Consider the following 17,056-nt stretch of genomic DNA (forward strand, 5'->3'; position numbering starts at 1 on the left):
GCGGCTTCTGTTCTACCGCGCCCACATCTCCGCCACGAACGACACGAGCGTCATGATCAGCCCGAGGATGAAGATCCGATAGGCATATCCCAGGAACCGATACTTCTTGCGCTGGAGCACTTGCCCGTTCTGGTAGATGTCGTGCAGCATCGTGCGGAACACGGTCTCGTCGTTCTGCAGCTGGGTGAGGACGTCGTCGGTCCATTCGGCTTCGTCGCGGTTCGTGAAGTGGCCGAAGAACAGGCGGTTCGCGCCCACCGGCCCCTTGCTGCGCGACACCGAGGGCAGCACCGCGATCACCGCGCAGAGCGAGCTGGCGAAAGCGAAGCAGGCGAGCACCGCGAGGCTGACGGGCAGGTGCCCGGCGAACGCGCGGCTGACCGAGATCGAAAAGACGAGGAAGCTCGCCCCCATCAGGATCGAGGCCTTCTGGTCGGCCATCTGCGACAGTTGCAGTGTCTGGATCTGGGTCGTTCGGACAAGGTGGATCGCGTGCTGCGAATAGGTCGCCGCGATCGGTTCGCCGTCGGTCGGGGTCGTGTCCAAGCTGCGCCTCCCTGTGCGACAGGGCTTGCCATTGCCCCTCGCGCTTGACAAGCGCACGCCAGAGCCGCTTTTCCGCCGTATTGACATGGCAGGCGCCCGACCGGGCGCAGGCAAGTACAGGACAGACACCAGACCCATGGACCGAGCAGAAGTCGACGCCCGCATCCGCACCCTTGCCGAACCCTTCAACAAGAAGGGCGTGGAGATCGACGAGGACACCTCGTTCGCCGGCGACCTCGAATTCGACAGCCTGACCGTGATGGACTTCGTCGCCGCGATCGAGGACGAATTCGACATCATCATCAGCATGAACCAGCAGGCCGAAATCGAGACCTGGGGCGACCTGGTCGACGCCGTCACCAAGATGCAGTCCGCATGAGCGAGGGCATCGACGAACCCGACCGCCCGGAGGCACGGGCGGGCGAAGGGAAGGACCTGTTCTCCAAGTTCGACGACCTTATCGCCATGCGCGAAGGCCTGCTCGCGACCGGGCAGGAGGATCCGTTCAACCTGGTGATGGAAAAGGTCCTCTCGCCCACCCGGGCGATCTGCAACGGGCGCGACACGATCCTGCTCGGCACCTACAATTATATGGGCATGACGTTCGACCCAGACGTGATCGCCGCGGGCAAGCAGGCGCTCGACGAATACGGCGCGGGCACCACCGGCTCCCGCGTGCTCAACGGCACTTACCAGGGTCACAAGGCGGTCGAGGAAGCGCTGAAGGACTTCTACGCCATGGATCACGCCATGGTGTTCTCGACCGGGTACCAGGCGAACCTCGGCATCATTTCGACGATCGCCGGCAAGGGCGACTACATCGTCCTCGATATCGACAGCCACGCTTCGATCTGGGACGGCTGCGCGCTCGGCAATGCCGAAGTCGTGCCTTTCAAGCACAATGATATCGAGGCGATGGACAAGCGGCTGGGCCGCATTCCCGAAGGCGCGGGCAAGCTCGTCATCCTCGAGGGTGTCTACTCGATGCTCGGCGACATCGCCCCGCTCAAGGAGATGGTCGCGGTCGCCAAGAAACACGGCGCGATGGTCCTCGTGGACGAAGCGCACTCGATGGGCTTCATCGGCGAGCACGGCCGCGGGGTGTGCGAGGCGGCGGGCGTGATCGACGACTGCGACTTCATCATCGGCACCTTCTCCAAGAGCGTCGGCACGGTCGGCGGCTTCTGCGTGTCGAACCATCCGAAGTTCGAGATCATGCGGCTGGTCTGCCGCCCCTACGTCTTTACCGCCTCGCTCCCGCCGAGCGTGGTGGCGACCGCGGCGACATCGATCCGCAAGCTGATGCACGGCTCCAACAAGCGTGCGCACCTGTGGGAGAATTCGAAGCGGCTCCATCAGGGCCTCACGGGCCTCGGCTTCCAGCTCGGCACGAAGGAGCCGCAGAGCGCGATCGTGGCGGTGATCATGCCCGATCTCGAACGCGGCGCGGCCATGTGGGAGGCGCTTCTCAAGGAAGGTCTCTACGTCAACCTCGCGCGCCCGCCCGCGACGCCTGCCAACATGACGCTGCTGCGCTGCTCGCTGTGCGCCGAACACTCGGCCGAGGAAGTCGAGACTATCCTCGGCATGTTCGAGCGTGCGGGAAAAGCGGTGGGGATCATCTAGGCCGCGCCCGGACGGGGCGCTCGGGGGGAGAGGGACGATGCGCGCTGGGATGTTTGCAGGAGCCGCCGCACTGGCGCTTGCCGGTGCGGGTTTCGCGCAGGACCATCCCGCCAGCCCCGAACCCGCCGACCACGCGGCGCAGGTTCCGGCCGCCACTCCCACCGAGCCAACCTCCGAGGCAGTGACCGACCACACCGCGCACACCGACGACGCCGCGCCGAAAGAGGCCCGGCTCCTGCCCGGCTACGGCAAGGGCGGATTCGCGATCACCACGAGCGTGCCGCAGGCGCAGGCGTTCTTCTCCAACGGGCTCGAGCTCGGCGCGGCCTTCGCGCACAAGGCGGCGGTCGCGGCGATGACCGAAGCGGTGCGGCTCGATCCGGCCTGCGCGATGTGCAAGTGGGGCCAGGCCTACGTCACCGCACCGACCATCAATTTCGGCGCCACCGAGGATGAGCGCAAGCCGCTGCTGGCGCTCGCGAAGGACGCCCGCAAGCTCGCCGCGAAGTCAGGCACCGACAAGGAACAGGCGCTTACCGCCGCGCTGGTCGAGCGGTATCGGCCCGGCGACACGGCAAAGCGCGATGCCGCCTTCGCGAAGGCCATGCGCGCGGTGCAGGCCCGCTTCCCGATGGACGACGAGATCGCGGTGCTCGCCGCCGATGCGATCATGGTGGCGACCTTCGCCCAGTCCGACGAGCCCGACCTGGCCAAACTGCGCGAAGCGATCCCGCTGCTTGAAACGGTGCTCGCGCGCGACCCCGGGCACACCCCGGCAATCCATTTCTACATCCACGCGACCGAGATCCTCGGTGAGCCTGCCAAGGCCGAAAGCGGGGCCGACCGCCTTGCCGCCCTCGCCCCGCGCGCAAGCCACCTCGTCCACATGCCCGCGCACACCTATTACTGGGTCGGGCGCTATCAGGATGCCGCTGTCACCAACCGCAACGCGGTCGAGATCGGCAAGGCGAACGCGCTGGCGATGGGCATCAACGAACCGCTCGGCGTGTTCGGTTTGCCGTATCACGCGCACAACGTGATCTATGGCCTCGGCGGCGCATTGATGAGCGGCGATTCGGCGATCGCACTCGACCTCGCCCGCCCGCTCGTCGCGGCCTCAGCCACCCGCGACGAGGCGGGACCGGTGAGCCAGCTGCTCGCCGCCTCGGGCTACTTCGCGATCGCGCGGTTCGACCCGGCGTCGGTCGCCGACCTGCCGGAGCCGAAGCTGCCATACCTCAAGGCCGCGTGGAACTACGCGAAGGGCGAGGCGGCGGCGTGGCGCGGCGATGCGAACGGGATCGAGACCGCCATCGCGGCGATCCCGGCAACCATCGCCGAAAACCCGAAAAAGGACGACGGCTCGGTGCCCGCCGAACAGATGCTCGGCATCACGCGCGCGGTCCTGGAGGGACGGCTTGCGACGCTCAAGGGTGATCACAAGGGTGCCGCCGCCGCGTTCCTGCGCGGCGCGGAGATCGAAGAAACGCCGAGCTTCAACGTCTTCACCGACCCGCCCGCGTTCTGGTATCCGGTCCGGCGCGATGTCGCCGCCGCACTGCTGGCCGCGGGCGACATGGACGGCGCGCGCGAGGCAGCGCAAGCCTCGCTCAAGCTACGGATGAAGGATCCCGTGGCCGAGGCGCTGTTGTTGAGGACGAGACCGGCGGCCGAGGTCGCGGTGCGATAGGAAATTGCGCGATTGGTGTTGGGGACCGATCAAACAACCATCAGGTGGAAAACCGCCGCACTTCGCGGATATGTTCGCCGATGCCGATCGCCGCGAGGCATGGCGATCTTTCTCGCGATCATGCCGTGGAACCGGACAAGCGCACAATCCTGATCCTTCGCCGACGAACGACCCGGGACTTGGCCAAAGCGAATTGCCCGCTGACACCCCCCGACTCCCTTGGCACCAATCCGGGTTGCTTTAGCGGGCCGGCCAACTAGAGCGGCGGCCAACAGCTTCAATTCCGGGACAATCGCGGCACACCAATGGCTATCACCGAAGGCAGAGTCGCGCTCATCACGGGTGTCACCGGGCAGGACGGGGCCTATCTGGCGCGGCTGCTGCTCGACAAGGGCTACGTCGTGCACGGAGTGAAACGTCGTTCCTCGTCGTTCAACACCGGCCGGGTGGAGGACATCTACCAGGACCCCCACGTCCAGCACCAGAACTTCGTCCTGCACTACGGCGACCTGACCGATGCGACGAACCTGATCCGCATCGTGCAGGAAGTGCAGCCCGACGAGATCTACAACCTCGCCGCGCAGAGCCACGTGCAGGTCTCGTTCGAGACCCCGGAATATACCGCGAACTCCGACGCGCTCGGCACGCTGCGCCTGCTGGAGGCGATCCGCATCCTGAAGCTCGAGCACAAGACGCGCTTCTATCAGGCCTCGACCTCCGAACTTTACGGGCTGGTGCAGGAAACCCCGCAAAGCGAGACGACGCCGTTCTACCCGCGCTCGCCCTACGGCGTCGCCAAGCTCTACGGCTTCTGGATCGTGGTGAACTACCGCGAGGCGTATGGCATCCACGCGTCGAACGGCATTCTGTTCAATCACGAAAGCCCGCTGCGCGGCGAGACTTTCGTCACCCGCAAGGTAACGCGTGCCGCCGCGGCGATCGCGCTGGGCCGGCAGGATCGGCTCTATCTCGGCAATCTCGACGCGCGGCGCGACTGGGGCCACGCCCGCGAGTACGTCGAGGGGATGTGGCGCATGTTGCAGCAGGACCAGCCCGACGACTACGTGCTGGCGACCGGCGAAACGACCGAGGTGCGCGAGTTCGTGCGCTGGGCCTTCGCCGATGCCGGGATCGACATCGAGTTTCGCGGCAAGGGCGTGGACGAGAAGGGTTTCTGCGCGAAGACGGGCACCTGCCTGATCGAGGTCGATCCGCGCTACTTCCGCCCGACAGAGGTCGACCTCCTGATCGGCGACCCCACCAAGGCGCGCGAGAAGCTCGGCTGGCGGCATACCATTTCCGCGCGCGAACTCGCTCGCGAGATGGTCGAAGCGGATATAGCCCTGCTGAAGTCGACGCCAGCGTAAGCGGCGGCACGAACGCCGGGGTCAGCCCAGACGGCCTGTCGCGGCGTCCACCGCTTCGACCGAAATCTCCGTTTCTTCCACGATAGCCGGTTCGCCGCGCCGACCGACGAGCGCAACGCCTTCGACTTTCCGAATGACGGCAAGGTCGACCGCCATAGAGACCAGCGTGCCGACCGAGAACCCGGCAAAGAACAGGAACGCGCCGCCGGCGGTATCGACGGGCAGGACGAACGGCGCCGCGGCAACCCACGCAAGACCGATCGGCACCCGCACCCAGGCGAAGCGGTTCCATCCCCGGTGCGCGACGAGGCTCCACGCCTGCTGGATGAAGATGTTGAACAGGGTGCAGAGCGCGAAGATCGCGAGCGGCCCGGTCTGGCCCGCATAATTCGGCCCCAGCAGGAACAGGACCGTCGAAGGAGCGGCAAGACACGCGCCGACGAGGGCGAAGGCGGGCAGCGATCCGATCAGCGCAAACCCCAGGATGCGCGGCACCACCCGGTCGTGCGCCTTGGCGAAGGCCGGCGTGAAGAACGCCAGCCCCAGCGCGGTGAACGGAGTGACGACCTGCACCAGCCGCCCCAGCGCGCCGTAGGTCGCCAGTTCCATGCTTCCGCCGCTCTGGGTCAGGAAGAAGATCGCCGCCTGCGCCTGGAACACCGTGAACACGTCGACCGGGACTTGCCGCAGCGCGATCGTGCGCACGCGGCGGACCAGTCTGTCATCCACAGCTCCGCGCGCCTGTCCGAGCGAAGCGTGGAGCCATTTACGGATGAGCGGGATGCGGACGAGAAACGTCGCGAGCTGGACGGCGAGGGCGGCCACCATGGTAATCGCGTTGGCGAACCACAGCGCGGCGAGGGCGAACAGCCGCCCCATGGCGATCGCGGTATCGAGCAACTGAACGCGCACGGCCTTGCCGTCGAAATTGAGCACCTGGTCGATCACCGCGCTGCGCATGTCGGCCCACCAGATCGCCACCAGCAACCCGTTGACGACGAGGTTGGTCTGCCAGCTCGCGCCGATGCGGAAAAGCAGCACCGCGGTCAGCGCGACGATCGGGGGCATCGTCAACGCCGAAATGAAGAAGCGCGTGCGCACCGCCGAAGAGACCGCATCGGCGACCTTGGGCCGGTCTGGCCAGTGGTCGGCGAGCAGCGCCCCCAGCCCCATGCGAACCCCGCCCTTGGTCAGCACGGCGATCGCCCCCACCATCGCCATCGCGATCGTGTAGGCCGCATACTCCTCCACATCCATCCAGCGCGTAAGCAGTAGACCGGAAACCGCACCGACACCTTGCGCCGCCGCTCCCGCGGCGACGAAGGACCCCATTTTCCGCAATGTGGTCAAATCGGTCTCGTCTGGCGGATTTCTCGAAGGCCCTCCGGTTCGCGTATACCTTTCGCGACCTGCCTGCGCATCAGGATGTCGGAGATGCGGGCTATTCCTGGGACTCTGGCGGCCCTGCTCAGCAGGAATATCACGAGGATCGGGAACAGGTAGAAGATCTGCCCGCGCGCCAGCGTGAGGATCGTGCCGTCGCGAAAGACGATGATCAGCGATGCGAGCGACACGATGTAGGTCGCCACCTTCAACGTCGACTGATCAGACGTGACGAACCACTCATAGAACCGGCCCGTTACCCATCCCCAGAATCCCGCCCAGAGGAACACTCCGAGCCAACCCAGCTCATACCATCCGACACCGGGCATCGACATGGAGAACCCGGCGGGCTTTCCGTACTGGAACAGGTCGATGAGCTTGATGGGCTGACCGATCGGCTTGTCGCGCCAAAGCGCCCGCGGAATTCCCTCGGTGAACAGTTGCAGATTGCTGAGGAAGTAGTCGTAGGTGTGCGACCGCTGCGGTACGACGTAAACGAGGTACTCGAAGTACTCCATGTTGGCGAAGTCCATTCCCTCGAGGAAACGCTCGCCATCGCGATTGGACCCCTCGATCCGCTCGTTCTGGATGCCCATCTGTTCGCGGATGCTGCGGCCCCGGTCATCGCCCACGGCGGTGAAGACCAGCAGCAAAGGCACTGCGAGCGCAGCGAGCTGGATGCCGGGGAACCGCTTGCGCCGGTCGTAGAGGTAGAACAGCAAGGTGATGAGAGCGGCCATGACAACCGACCCGCGCCCCCCGGTCGCAAACTTGAGGACGAAATAGGTCGCCAGCGGCGCGAGGGCGATTAGCCTGAAGCGGAACAGCCACGCCGAAAGGGCGCAGATCGGCACCAGCAAGCGATGGCCTTCGATGATATAGCCATTGGTGCCGCCGGTTATGACGCCGGTCTTCGTCATGATGATGTCGGATGTGCCTTGGGCGACCTGACCAAGCCCGGCCAGCAGCGAGTAAAGCCCGAGCGGGAGGCAGATGACCAGCATCATGAGCAACGTGCGGCGAACAAGCTGCCGATGGATCGCTTGAGCGGAGCCCACCTTGAATTCCATCGGGCTCCGACCGACCCTGGTCGAAATCCAGAAATAGACGATGAACGCCAGATTCGCCGCGCCGATCACGGTGAGCTTGTCGGAAAGCGACGGCACGAACCCGGCATAACCGTAGATTTTGCTGTAGCCGTATGCGTAGGCAACCACGGGCCGAACGACGAACACGATACCGTGGAAGAGCGAGTAATACGAGAACGGGTGAAAAAGGCTGGCGTTGCCTCGGATGAAGTACAGCGCGTTGACCAGCACGAACACGACGGCCGAAAGGAACAGCGCTCCGATATACATGCTTCGTTCCCGGGAAATCGGCCGCGGTGCTGCATGGCCGATCAGGCGGCTATAATCGCAAGTCGGAGCGTATGGCAATGAAACCCGCGCACGTGGACAGGGTCAAGCATCGCGACTAACCGCCGCTATCCCTCTCCTCCAAGCCATGCAGGGATCGATGCTCAAGCCGACCGAATACTCCCCGGCGACCCGCGAATTCGTCCGGCCGCCACGGTACCTGGCGATCGATTCGACAGCCAATTATGCGCTGTGGGCGGCGTTGCACCCGTTCAAGAGCTGGCTCGGATTCCGCGCGATGCGAAGGGAAGCGACCCAACCTGTCCCCGATTGCTGGGCAGGTGAATTCGCAGGGCGGCGGGTGCTCGTCATGGGAACCGGCCCCAGCCTCGATCGGGCGACGCCGGAATTTCTCGCGAGCTTCGACACGGTCATCCACATCAACTTTGCGCTTCGCCGACCGGTGCCGGACACCCATCGCTATTTCTTCACTACCGACCTCGTCGCGATCGTGCCGATGATCGAGACATTCGGACCAGACCCGCTGCGCGAGGTCGGCCGGGACAGATGCATTCTCGCGCCGGTGTTCTTCGACCAGTTTCCGATGCTGACCGGGCGAGGCCGCGAACTCTTCACTGTCCTGCGAGCCGATGCCGCCGAATGGCGCCGCCATTGGGTGCGCAAGGGCGGGTTGAAACTGCCGATTTCGCTGCGGTATCATCCACGGCAGCCAGACTGGACTGCCTTTGCCCTTCCCGATCCGGGCATGACGCTGCCAGTGCTCGATCACACCAGCGCGCTGAGCGCCGTGATCTTTGCCGCGGCGAACGGAGCGCGGGACATCGGCCTGATCGGCTGCGACTTTTCTGCCGGGCGCGCGCAAGCCGTACAAAGCTCTCAAGGGGTGCCGGATTCGCGGGTGTTCGCGGGAGCGGCGGGCGCGTTTGAAGCGATGCGCTGCGCTTTGGAACGGTCCGGAGTCCACGCAGTGAACCATTCCTGGACGATCTGATGAATCCGCCTTCTAACGCCGATCAACATTGTGTTTTCAAGGCGCTCGCCCCGCGTTAGGTTTGCCCGCCTAACGCGCTGGAATCACCCTTGGCGCGATGGGGCGGGGGTCGGTAATGATGAAGAATGCCTGGCTTGCTGCACTGGCCGTGATTGCGTTGGCCGGATGCGGAGGCGGCGGATCGTCGCAAGAGGCGCTGGCCAAGAAAACTCCCACGCCTTCGCCGACACCTACACCTACACCGACCCCTTCCCCCACTCCCACACCCACCGCGGTCAACGACGGGCTCGTCAAGGATCCCGCAGTCCTGAGTCTGGACAACGCTCAATACGGAGTGCGCAAATTCCAGGGCGTTCCGTCCGTCGAACAGGTCGGCGGCCGACTGTGGGTCGCATTCCTCGGCGACAACATCGCGAACTGGGAGAAACCTGGGACCTACATCGTCCTCCAGTATAGCGACGACAACGGGAAGAGCTGGTCTCGGGAATACTACCTCGTGCCGGTCGATCGTATCAACAACCGCGTCTACGACGTGCGCCTGTGGGAAGACCCGACCGGAAAGCTCTGGATCATCTACGCGCAAAGCGGGGGAGCGGTCGGCAATGACGGCCAGCTGGGTGTCTGGACGAGCATCGTCGATAATGCCTCGTCGGGTGATCCCGCGATCGGCGGCGGTTTCTGGATGGCCGACGGCGAAGGCCAACGGCCCTTCGAATATGGTGGCAAATGGTATCTGCCCGTCCAATACTACGACTATGTCTCTCCCCTTCGGCGGTACATGGAACGAGCCGGAAATTTCTTTTACGAGCTCGACTGGCAGAACCGCCGGTTGACGAAAGTCGCAACGCTGCCGCCCTACTCGAACCGGGACTACGCCGAAATCACCGCGGTCGAGAAACGCGATGGTAGCCTGCTCGTCCAATCGCGATCGCTCGACGGAATTCTCCAATCGACGACGGCGGCCGGCAGCCTGTCCGTGCCGCCCTGGACCCGTTGGTCCTATTCGCCGTCGACCTATGCACGCCATTTTCTCGGTCGTACGCCAAAGGGTCGCTTGCTGATGGTTTTCAACAAGACCCGCGATACGCGTGAAAGAACCGACATGACGATCGCCTTGAGCGACGATGACGGGGCCACATGGCCGCTTATCCAGACCTTCGACCCCAAGGACCAGATTTCCTATCCCGACGTCACGTTTACGGCCAATGGGGAAGTCCACATCGTCTACGATCGCGGGCGCAACAATCACCTCGAAACGTTCATGGCGACGTTCCGCGAACCGCAGCAACTCACTCAGGCCGCGAGCATCAGCATAAAACTGATCAACAAGGGGGTCTGCGCCACGGCCGGATCCAAATGCGGGCCGCAATGACGTGAGTCGCATCGGCGAAGCAAGTCTTCGCCCAGTCGCCGCTGGACCGCGCGCCGCACTCCTGTAAGACGCAGCCGCTGTGTTCGAACTCCAGGAAAAACGCCTCTACGTGGCCGGCCACAAGGGCATGGTCGGCTCTGCGCTTCTGCGCCGTCTCAAGGGCGAGGGCTGCACGATCCTGACCGCGGACCGCTCGATCGACCTGCGCGAACAGGCACAGGTGCGCAGCTGGTTCGCCGCCGAGAGGCCCGAGGTCGTGATCGTCGCGGCGGCCAAGGTCGGGGGCATCCTCGCCAACGACAGCTATCCGGCCGAATTCCTCTACGACAACCTGATGATCGAGGCGAACCTGATCGAGGCGGCGCGTCAGGCGGAAGTGGCGAAGCTGCTTTTCCTCGGCTCTTCGTGCATCTACCCGAAGCTGGCACCCCAGCCGATCGCGGAAGACGCGCTGCTGACCGGCCCGCTCGAACCCACCAACGAGTGGTACGCGGTCGCCAAGATCGCAGGCATCAAGCTGTGCCAAGCCTATTGCCGGCAATACGGCTGCGATTTCATCAGCGCGATGCCGACCAATCTCTACGGCCCCGGCGACAACTACGACCTCGCCTCGAGCCACGTGATGCCCGCCCTGATCCGCAAGGCGCATGAGGCGAAAGTCGCCGGTAGTCCTGCGATCGAGATTTGGGGCACCGGCACTCCGCGCCGCGAATTCCTCCACGTCGACGACCTCGCCGACGCCTGCGTGTTCCTCTTGCAGCACTACTCGGGCGAGGAACACGTCAACGTCGGCTCGGGCAGCGATATCGCCATCGGCGAACTGGCGCGGCTGGTGTGCGACACCGTCGGGTTCGGCGGCGCGATCACCAACGACACCAGCAAGCCCGACGGCACGCCGCGCAAACTGATGAGCGGTGACAAGCTCGCCGCGATGGGCTGGCAGCCGAGCATCGCGCTGGCAGACGGCATCGCCGCAGCCTATCGCGAGTTTCTCGGCGGACGGGTCAAGGAGGGCACCGCCTGACCCGGGCGGCCGAACCCATGCGCATCCTTTTCGTCGGCCTCAACTACGCGCCCGAGCCGGTGGGCATCGGGCCCTATTCCGCTGGTCTCGCCGGCGGTCTAGCCGCGCGGGGGCACACGGTGACGGTCGTCGCGGGCAAACCCTACTACCCGCAGTGGCGCGCTTATCCCGGCCAGCCCGATGGCACGACGGTGAGCGTCGAGGGCGGCGTGAAGGTCTTCCGGGTGCCGCATTACATCCCCGCCAACCCGAACGGCGTACGGCGCATCGCGCATCACTTGAGCTTCGCCGCGAGCGCGCTGGCCCCGTCGCTCGAGGCGGCAGGCGGGCCGATCGACCTCGTCTTCACCGTCGCGCCATCGTTGCTGTCGGTGCCGGTTGCCGCGCTTGCCGCCTGGCGAGCCCGCGCGCCGCTGTGGCTGCACGTGCAGGACTTCGAGGTCGAGGCCGCCTTCGCCACCGGCCTCCTAGACGATTCCGGACGTCTCGCGCGAATGGCCCGCGGGGTCGAGGACCGCATCCTGGGCATGGCCGACATGGTCTCGACGATCAGCCCGCAGATGTGCGCCAAGCTGGGAGCGAAGGGCATCGCGCCCGGCCGGATCTACGAACTGCGCAACTGGAGCAACGGCGCGTTCGATTTCGCGTCCGCGGACCCGGCGTCCTATCGCCGCGAATGGGGCCTCGAGGGACGAAAGATCGCGCTCTACTCGGGCAACATCGCCAACAAGCAAGGCCTCGAAACGGTGATCGATGCCGCTCGCGCCTTGAGCGTCCGCGAGGACATCGCATTCGTGATCTGCGGCGAGGGCCTCAATCGCGTCCGACTTCGCGAGCAGGCCGCCGGTCTCGCCAACATCCAGTTTCACGACCTGCAACCGGCCGAACGAATGGCCGACCTGCTGACCGCGGCCGACGTTCACCTGCTGCCGCAAATTCCCGGCGCTGCCGACCTTGTGCTGCCCTCGAAACTCACCAACATGCTCGCGTCCGGCAAACCGGTGGTCGCCACGGCCGACCCGGGAACCGGACTTTTCGCCGAGGTCGAAGGGTGCGGGATCAACACCCCGCCCGGAGACGCGCAGGCGCTGGCAGGCGCCATTGCCGCACTCGTGGACGACCCTTCGCGAGCAGCGACGTTCGGCAAGGCCGCAGCGGGACGGGCGCGCGAGCGGTGGTCGCAGGAAGCGATTATCGACGCGGCGGAGCAACGCATGGGCGCGCTCGTGGCCGCACACACCAGCAGGTCTCGCGCCTAGTAGAAGAGGTGCGGCAAGTAGCCGGGCGTATCGCCCGCGCCCACGCGCAGCGCGGCACGCAGCGATGCCGACAGTCGCCCCTGGCGCTTCGCCGCTGCCGCCAACGTCGTCGGAAAGCGCCCCGAACGTGCCGGATGGTCACGCGGCAACAGCGCCAGCATCGTGCGGGCGAGATCGTAGCGGCGATAGGCCATCAACAGCGCAAGGTAGATTGCCGTGCCGCGTCCGTCGGCCTGTTCGGCGATCCATTCGGGCGAGCGCAGGAACAGGGCGTCGCCGTATAGACACTGGCCCAGCCGGTCCTGCCGGTCGCGGCTCCAGCGCCCCAGCCGCAGGAAGTCGATGAATTCGAATCCGCATTCGGCGGCGAAAGTCGAAACGTCCGCGAACAGCGGCTGGCCTTCGTAAAGCGGCAGGAATTCCACCTCGACCTCGAACCCGAAGCAACGTGCCAGCGTATCGGTCCCGCCGCGCAAGGTATCGAGTTCGCCGCCCTGAATGTCGGTCTTGATGAAATCGCAATGCTCGAGCCGGAGAGAGTCGAGCGGGACGACGGGGATTTTCGCGCGATCCACCACGTCGAACTTGCCGCTGTCGGGAAACCGGTCGAGCAGCGCGCGATTGGGCTCGAATGCGGACGTGAACACCGCCCCGCGTGTGAGCCGCAGGGTAATCTCCCCGAAATCGGCGCCGATCGCTTCGGGAAGAATGCGATACGACAGGCACTCGGTCCGTTTCTGCAGGAGTTCGGCGCGGGAGCGGTCGTCCGGCTCGAACCCGGTATAGGTAAGGTACGGTTCGACAGGCGCGAAGCGCGGCGGGATATCGCCCGCCGCACCGATATCGATCAAATGTATCCCGCCCAGTCGGTCGATCGCCAAGTCGGCGCAGGCTTGCCGCAAGAGCGCCGCATCACCGAAGCGACCGAACGGCGCAAGACGATCGAGAGCGGAATAGAGGCGGTCTTTCATGGCGCGACCCTCCGACAGCACTTTGGCGGAATTCGCAAGGGGCCGTAAGGCGTTGCGAGCTTAAGCCATGTCCCGCAGGGCTCTCTCCCCATGGGCGGCATCGTGGCGGAGCCCCTCGTTCGTCCCTGGGAATGCAGGTCGTCCCCGCCAGCCGCGATGGCCTGCACCATCAACATGACATGCCAGTTCGGATGTGAGGTGACCGAGAGGCGTCGGACGCGCGTCCGGGCGCAGTCGACGATGTCAGATCAGGCGGCGGCGGGCTTCACGAGCCGCTTGCGCAGTTTACGCGCGGCAAATAGCGGCACGATGACCGATAGCGCGATCCCGCCGAGCGAGGAAACACCGAGCCAGATCGCCATCAGCGTCCCGCCGGCCTGGTACATTCCGTAAAGGACGGGCACCGCCAGGATAAGGCCGCGAATCTCGTTGAAGAGAAGCGCCACCGCGCCGAGCTTCAGCAGGGCATCCAGGATCGGAGAAAGCGAACTCAGCATGGAGTCCGCAATAGGGCCGCTTGGTTGAGAACCCGTTAAGTCACTGCCGGATTGCGCCTATCGCGGGGCAGCGGGCCACGCGGTCAATGCCCGGCCAGGGGGTCCACCGCATAGCCGTTCTGGCGCACCTCATAGTGAAGGTGCGAGCCGGTCGACCGACCGGTCGAGCCGACGAGTCCCACGAGTTGCCCCCGGCTGACGGTCTGCCCGGGACTGACCATGATCCGCGACAGGTGGGCAAAGCGCGTTTCCAGCCCACCGCCGTGCGAAATGGTGACGAGCAGGCCATAGCCGCCGCGCCAGTTCGCATAGGACACCACGCCGCCGGCGGGCGCCGCGACGGGCGAGCCTGTGGGAGCGGCAAGATCGATCCCGCTGTGCATCCGCCGTCCGCCGAGGACAGGGTGCGAGCGCACCCCGAAACGGCTTGTCAGCGCGCGTGCGGCGACCGGCATCCCGCGCGGTCGCTCGATCACGCCGCCGGCCGTCTTTGTGGAAGCGGGCTTGGCCGAACTGCGCAACTCGATCGGAGCGCCAAGGCCATCGCCCGCCTTGCTGATCGTGATCACCGCTCGCTCCGGCATGGCGGATTCGGACGTTTCCGCCGCCACCTTGACCGGACTGGTGAACGCCAGTGCCAGCATCACACCCATCGCCGCGCGCCGGGAGGCAGCGACGCGGATCATGCCATCATCACCGCGACAAGCCCGCCTACGGCGATCGCGACGCCATAGGGCAGCTTGTCGAAATCGGACTCCACGTCCGACTTGCGCTTGATGCGGCCGCGCCGCGTCATGGCGAAGACCATCAGCAGCGCGAGCCCGGCGATCGCCACCGCGACGAGCAGCCACAAACCCAGCTGGATCGGCAGCCACGCCGCCAGCGCCGCATAGAGTTTGGCATCGCCGGCACCGAGCACACCTGCTGCCGTCAGCGCAATTCCCACGACGAGCGCGGCGGCAACGTGCAGACCCGCCCAGCCGAGCGCGCCCCAACCGCTCGCGAAGCCGACGGTCGCCAGTCCCAGGACGAGGACGGCGGCGGACACCCAGTTGGGTATTCGCCGCTGCTTGACGTCCGTCCACCCCGCGATCGCGAGCAACCCGGCGAGAACCGCGAGGGCGCCGTAAATCAGCGGGGAATGGCCGGACTCCAGCAACGGATCATTCCGCTTCGAGTTCGATCCGGACCGGGTAGGCGGGGCTCGCGTCCTTCGGCTTGTCGGCCAGCGCGACCTTGGTCGCCTCTGGCGCCTTGCCGCCGACCTCGACCACAGCCTTGCGCGCCTGGCGATACGAGACCACCGGCAGCGGGCCGCCGACCGCGGCAACCCGCGAAGGCGCAGTGGATCCGCCGACCGTTACTTCCCGGCTCGACACCCGGCGCATGCCGGTCGAACGGCCGACCGCCACCACGCCGGCCCGCATCACGCGCGATTCCGGTGCGGCAGGCGCGATGTCTGCGAGCGCTTGCTGGACGGGGGCGACCGGCGCGAATTCGAGCGCTGCGGATTGCTCGAGTGCGGCGACCTGCAGCCTCGCATCGAGGCCTCGTTGTGCCGGGTTCTGGGCGTAGAACACCGCAAGATTGCTGCGATACCGATCGTCCTGCGGGGCGAGCGCCACAGCGGTCAGGAAGAACCGCTCCGTGAGGTCGGTACGGCCAAGGCGACTGTAAGCGACCGCCAGCCCGTTGTAGGCAGCGGGCATGTGCTCCGGGAACGCCTTTGCGAGCATGAACGACTCGATGGCGTCGGCCGTGTGTCCGGCCTTCAACAGGCGGCGGCCCTCGGCAAGCTGGGCCGCGCCGATATCGCCCGGCTCGGCCCGGACAGCGGCCGAATCGGCGCGCGCCGTTCGCTGGCCGCCGATCCCGAGCAATTGGCACCCACCCAAGAGGACCGACATCGCGAGTATGGAAGCCGTCGTGGCAACCCGATTACGTGTTCCAGTCATGGTCATTACCCCCCAGTCATCATCGGAAATATCTTGCGAACCATCAGCACCGCTGCCGGCAGCATCAACGTGCCGATCATCGTCGGCAGCATGCAGGCGACCAGCGGAATCGAGATCAGCACCGGCAGGCGGTGCGCCTTCTCCTCGGCCCGCATCTGGCGTCGTTCGCGCATTTCGGCGGCGTAGACGCGCAGAGTGGAGGCCACACTGGTGCCCAGCTTGTCGGACTGGATGATCAGCGTCGTGAACGCCCGGATCTCCTCGACCGCGGAAACGTCCGCGAGTTTGCGAAACGCCTCGTCGCGAGTGGAGCCTGCGCGCAGTTGCAGCACGGTGATCATCAGCAATTCGGCGACCAGCGGGTGCGAATTGACCATCTCGCGGCCCACGCGGTCCATCGCCGCTTCCAGTCCCAGACCGGATTCGACGCAAACGAGAAGAAGGTCGAGGCAGTCCGGAAACCCGTTGATGATGGCTTCCTTGCGCCGATCGGCGCGTGCCTGGACGTACAGGTTGGGCAGGTACAATCCGACGAGCGCGAGTACCGAGCCGATCAGGTAGACCTTCAGGAAAGATGGCGGATCGTCACCCGAAAATGCCAGCAGCACGTACAGCAGCGGCAGCGTGAAGATCATCGCAAGACGGACGAGGGTGAAGATACGCGGCGCGGAGGGTGACGGGAAACCCGCCTGGCGCAGCAGCGAGGTCAGGCGTTCGCTCTTGGTATCGGTCAGGTTGAGGCCGGCCTTCTCGACCGCAGCGGCGAGACGCGCCCAGGCCGACTGCGATTCGCGCGTGCGCAGGCTTTCGGTCTGCGGACCGCCCAGACCTTCGCCGATCATCAGCCCTTTCTGCGACAGGCGCTCGTACTGCCCTCGCACCACCATCCGCCGGTTGGCGTAGAACAGCGCGAGCAGCGACAGCCCGGCGACGACGCCGAACAGCGCGACGAGCAGAAGGATGCGGACGGTCGTGTCCTGGGCTGCGAGTTCGATCATG

The 17,056-nt window shown here is 65.6% G+C and carries 17 protein-coding genes; 8 read left to right on the forward strand and 9 right to left on the reverse strand.

Going from position 1 to position 17,056, the window contains the following annotated elements; translation table 11 throughout:
- Positions 1-12: 12 nt before the first annotated feature.
- Entirely contained in the window at positions 13-546 is a 534-nt protein-coding gene (locus tag ACWPMX_RS14795) for a Pycsar system effector family protein (protein WP_455700865.1), read from the reverse strand.
- 136 nt (positions 547-682) lie between these two features.
- Between ACWPMX_RS14795 and ACWPMX_RS14800 the strand changes: the two genes are divergently transcribed.
- The 4 genes from ACWPMX_RS14800 to gmd all read left to right on the forward strand — a co-directional run bounded on the left by ACWPMX_RS14800 (position 683) and on the right by gmd (position 5,229).
- Positions 683-925, forward strand: a complete 243-nt coding sequence (locus tag ACWPMX_RS14800) for an acyl carrier protein (RefSeq protein WP_455700866.1) — start codon at positions 683-685, stop codon at positions 923-925.
- Positions 922-2,172, forward strand: coding sequence for a serine palmitoyltransferase (spt, locus tag ACWPMX_RS14805; RefSeq protein ID WP_455700867.1), 1,251 nt, complete (start codon positions 922-924; stop codon positions 2,170-2,172). Before ACWPMX_RS14800 ends, spt begins: the two co-directional genes overlap by 4 nt.
- A gap of 37 nt (positions 2,173-2,209) precedes the next feature.
- On the forward strand, positions 2,210-3,862 hold the full coding sequence (locus ACWPMX_RS14810) for a hypothetical protein (protein WP_455700868.1): 1,653 nt from the start codon (positions 2,210-2,212) through the stop codon (positions 3,860-3,862).
- A 305-nt stretch (positions 3,863-4,167) separates the two neighbouring features.
- Positions 4,168-5,229, forward strand: a complete 1,062-nt coding sequence (gene gmd / locus ACWPMX_RS14815; protein WP_455700869.1) for a GDP-mannose 4,6-dehydratase — start codon at positions 4,168-4,170, stop codon at positions 5,227-5,229.
- 21 nt (positions 5,230-5,250) lie between these two features.
- Here gmd and ACWPMX_RS14820 read toward each other — a convergent pair whose 3' ends face one another.
- Positions 5,251-6,579 (reverse strand): hypothetical protein, encoded by a 1,329-nt coding sequence (locus ACWPMX_RS14820; RefSeq protein ID WP_455700870.1) that lies wholly within the window; start codon positions 6,577-6,579, stop codon positions 5,251-5,253.
- The gene (locus ACWPMX_RS14825; RefSeq protein WP_455700871.1) at positions 6,576-7,970 is read right to left on the reverse strand and encodes an O-antigen polymerase; all 1,395 of its coding nucleotides are present in this window, start codon (positions 7,968-7,970) and stop codon (positions 6,576-6,578) included. The genes ACWPMX_RS14820 and ACWPMX_RS14825 overlap by 4 nt, the downstream gene beginning before the upstream one ends.
- Positions 7,971-8,127: 157 nt before the next feature.
- Here ACWPMX_RS14825 and ACWPMX_RS14830 point away from each other — a divergent pair, with 157 nt between their 5' ends.
- The 4 genes from ACWPMX_RS14830 to ACWPMX_RS14845 all read left to right on the forward strand — a co-directional run bounded on the left by ACWPMX_RS14830 (position 8,128) and on the right by ACWPMX_RS14845 (position 12,634).
- Positions 8,128-8,979 carry a hypothetical protein gene (locus ACWPMX_RS14830; protein WP_455700872.1) on the forward strand — a complete coding sequence of 284 codons (852 nt, stop codon included), beginning with the start codon at positions 8,128-8,130 and terminating at the stop codon, positions 8,977-8,979.
- Between the two features lie 118 nt (positions 8,980-9,097).
- A complete protein-coding gene (locus tag ACWPMX_RS14835) occupies positions 9,098-10,351 on the forward strand; it encodes a sialidase family protein (RefSeq protein ID WP_455700873.1) in 1,254 nt (417 codons plus the stop codon).
- Between the two features lie 79 nt (positions 10,352-10,430).
- A complete protein-coding gene (gene fcl, locus ACWPMX_RS14840) occupies positions 10,431-11,375 on the forward strand; it encodes a GDP-L-fucose synthase (RefSeq protein WP_455700874.1) in 945 nt (314 codons plus the stop codon).
- 17 nt (positions 11,376-11,392) lie between these two features.
- The gene (locus tag ACWPMX_RS14845) at positions 11,393-12,634 is read left to right on the forward strand and encodes a WcaI family glycosyltransferase (RefSeq protein ID WP_455700875.1); all 1,242 of its coding nucleotides are present in this window, start codon (positions 11,393-11,395) and stop codon (positions 12,632-12,634) included.
- On the opposite strand, the gene ACWPMX_RS14850 is transcribed toward ACWPMX_RS14845, so the two are convergent.
- The 6 genes from ACWPMX_RS14850 to ACWPMX_RS14875 all read right to left on the reverse strand — a co-directional run bounded on the left by ACWPMX_RS14850 (position 12,631) and on the right by ACWPMX_RS14875 (position 17,055).
- Positions 12,631-13,605, reverse strand: coding sequence for an FkbM family methyltransferase (locus ACWPMX_RS14850; RefSeq protein WP_455700876.1), 975 nt, complete (start codon positions 13,603-13,605; stop codon positions 12,631-12,633). The two genes, ACWPMX_RS14845 and ACWPMX_RS14850, sit on opposite strands and share 4 nt — an antisense overlap.
- A gap of 248 nt (positions 13,606-13,853) precedes the next feature.
- The gene (locus tag ACWPMX_RS14855) at positions 13,854-14,102 is read right to left on the reverse strand and encodes a hypothetical protein (RefSeq protein ID WP_455700877.1); all 249 of its coding nucleotides are present in this window, start codon (positions 14,100-14,102) and stop codon (positions 13,854-13,856) included.
- A gap of 83 nt (positions 14,103-14,185) precedes the next feature.
- The gene (locus ACWPMX_RS14860; RefSeq protein WP_455700878.1) at positions 14,186-14,788 is read right to left on the reverse strand and encodes a M23 family metallopeptidase; all 603 of its coding nucleotides are present in this window, start codon (positions 14,786-14,788) and stop codon (positions 14,186-14,188) included.
- The gene (locus ACWPMX_RS14865) at positions 14,785-15,261 is read right to left on the reverse strand and encodes an A24 family peptidase (protein WP_455700879.1); all 477 of its coding nucleotides are present in this window, start codon (positions 15,259-15,261) and stop codon (positions 14,785-14,787) included. Before ACWPMX_RS14865 ends, ACWPMX_RS14860 begins: the two co-directional genes overlap by 4 nt.
- Positions 15,262-15,265: 4 nt before the next feature.
- On the reverse strand, positions 15,266-16,009 hold the full coding sequence (locus ACWPMX_RS14870; protein WP_455700880.1) for a hypothetical protein: 744 nt from the start codon (positions 16,007-16,009) through the stop codon (positions 15,266-15,268).
- 53 nt (positions 16,010-16,062) lie between these two features.
- Positions 16,063-17,055 (reverse strand): type II secretion system F family protein, encoded by a 993-nt coding sequence (locus ACWPMX_RS14875; RefSeq protein WP_455700881.1) that lies wholly within the window; start codon positions 17,053-17,055, stop codon positions 16,063-16,065.
- Position 17,056 lies beyond the last annotated feature (1 nt).

The organism is Tsuneonella sp. HG094 (genome assembly GCF_053819285.1).

Bases quoted from the DNA above. Each gene is read 5' to 3' on its own strand.
- ACWPMX_RS14800 (WP_455700866.1), top strand. From the start codon at position 683: ATGGACCGAGCAGAAGTCGACGCCCGCATCCGCACCCTTGCCGAACCC.
- spt (WP_455700867.1), top strand. From the start codon at position 922: ATGAGCGAGGGCATCGACGAACCCGACCGCCCGGAGGCACGGGCGGGC.
- ACWPMX_RS14810 (WP_455700868.1), top strand. From the start codon at position 2,210: ATGCGCGCTGGGATGTTTGCAGGAGCCGCCGCACTGGCGCTTGCCGGT.
- gmd (WP_455700869.1), top strand. From the start codon at position 4,168: ATGGCTATCACCGAAGGCAGAGTCGCGCTCATCACGGGTGTCACCGGG.
- ACWPMX_RS14825 (WP_455700871.1), bottom strand. From the start codon at position 7,970: ATGTATATCGGAGCGCTGTTCCTTTCGGCCGTCGTGTTCGTGCTGGTC.
- ACWPMX_RS14830 (WP_455700872.1), top strand. From the start codon at position 8,128: ATGCTCAAGCCGACCGAATACTCCCCGGCGACCCGCGAATTCGTCCGG.
- ACWPMX_RS14835 (WP_455700873.1), top strand. From the start codon at position 9,098: ATGAAGAATGCCTGGCTTGCTGCACTGGCCGTGATTGCGTTGGCCGGA.
- ACWPMX_RS14845 (WP_455700875.1), top strand. From the start codon at position 11,393: ATGCGCATCCTTTTCGTCGGCCTCAACTACGCGCCCGAGCCGGTGGGC.
- ACWPMX_RS14850 (WP_455700876.1), bottom strand. From the start codon at position 13,605: ATGAAAGACCGCCTCTATTCCGCTCTCGATCGTCTTGCGCCGTTCGGT.
- ACWPMX_RS14855 (WP_455700877.1), bottom strand. From the start codon at position 14,102: ATGCTGAGTTCGCTTTCTCCGATCCTGGATGCCCTGCTGAAGCTCGGC.
- ACWPMX_RS14860 (WP_455700878.1), bottom strand. From the start codon at position 14,788: ATGATCCGCGTCGCTGCCTCCCGGCGCGCGGCGATGGGTGTGATGCTG.
- ACWPMX_RS14870 (WP_455700880.1), bottom strand. From the start codon at position 16,009: ATGTCGGTCCTCTTGGGTGGGTGCCAATTGCTCGGGATCGGCGGCCAG.
- ACWPMX_RS14875 (WP_455700881.1), bottom strand. From the start codon at position 17,055: ATGATCGAACTCGCAGCCCAGGACACGACCGTCCGCATCCTTCTGCTC.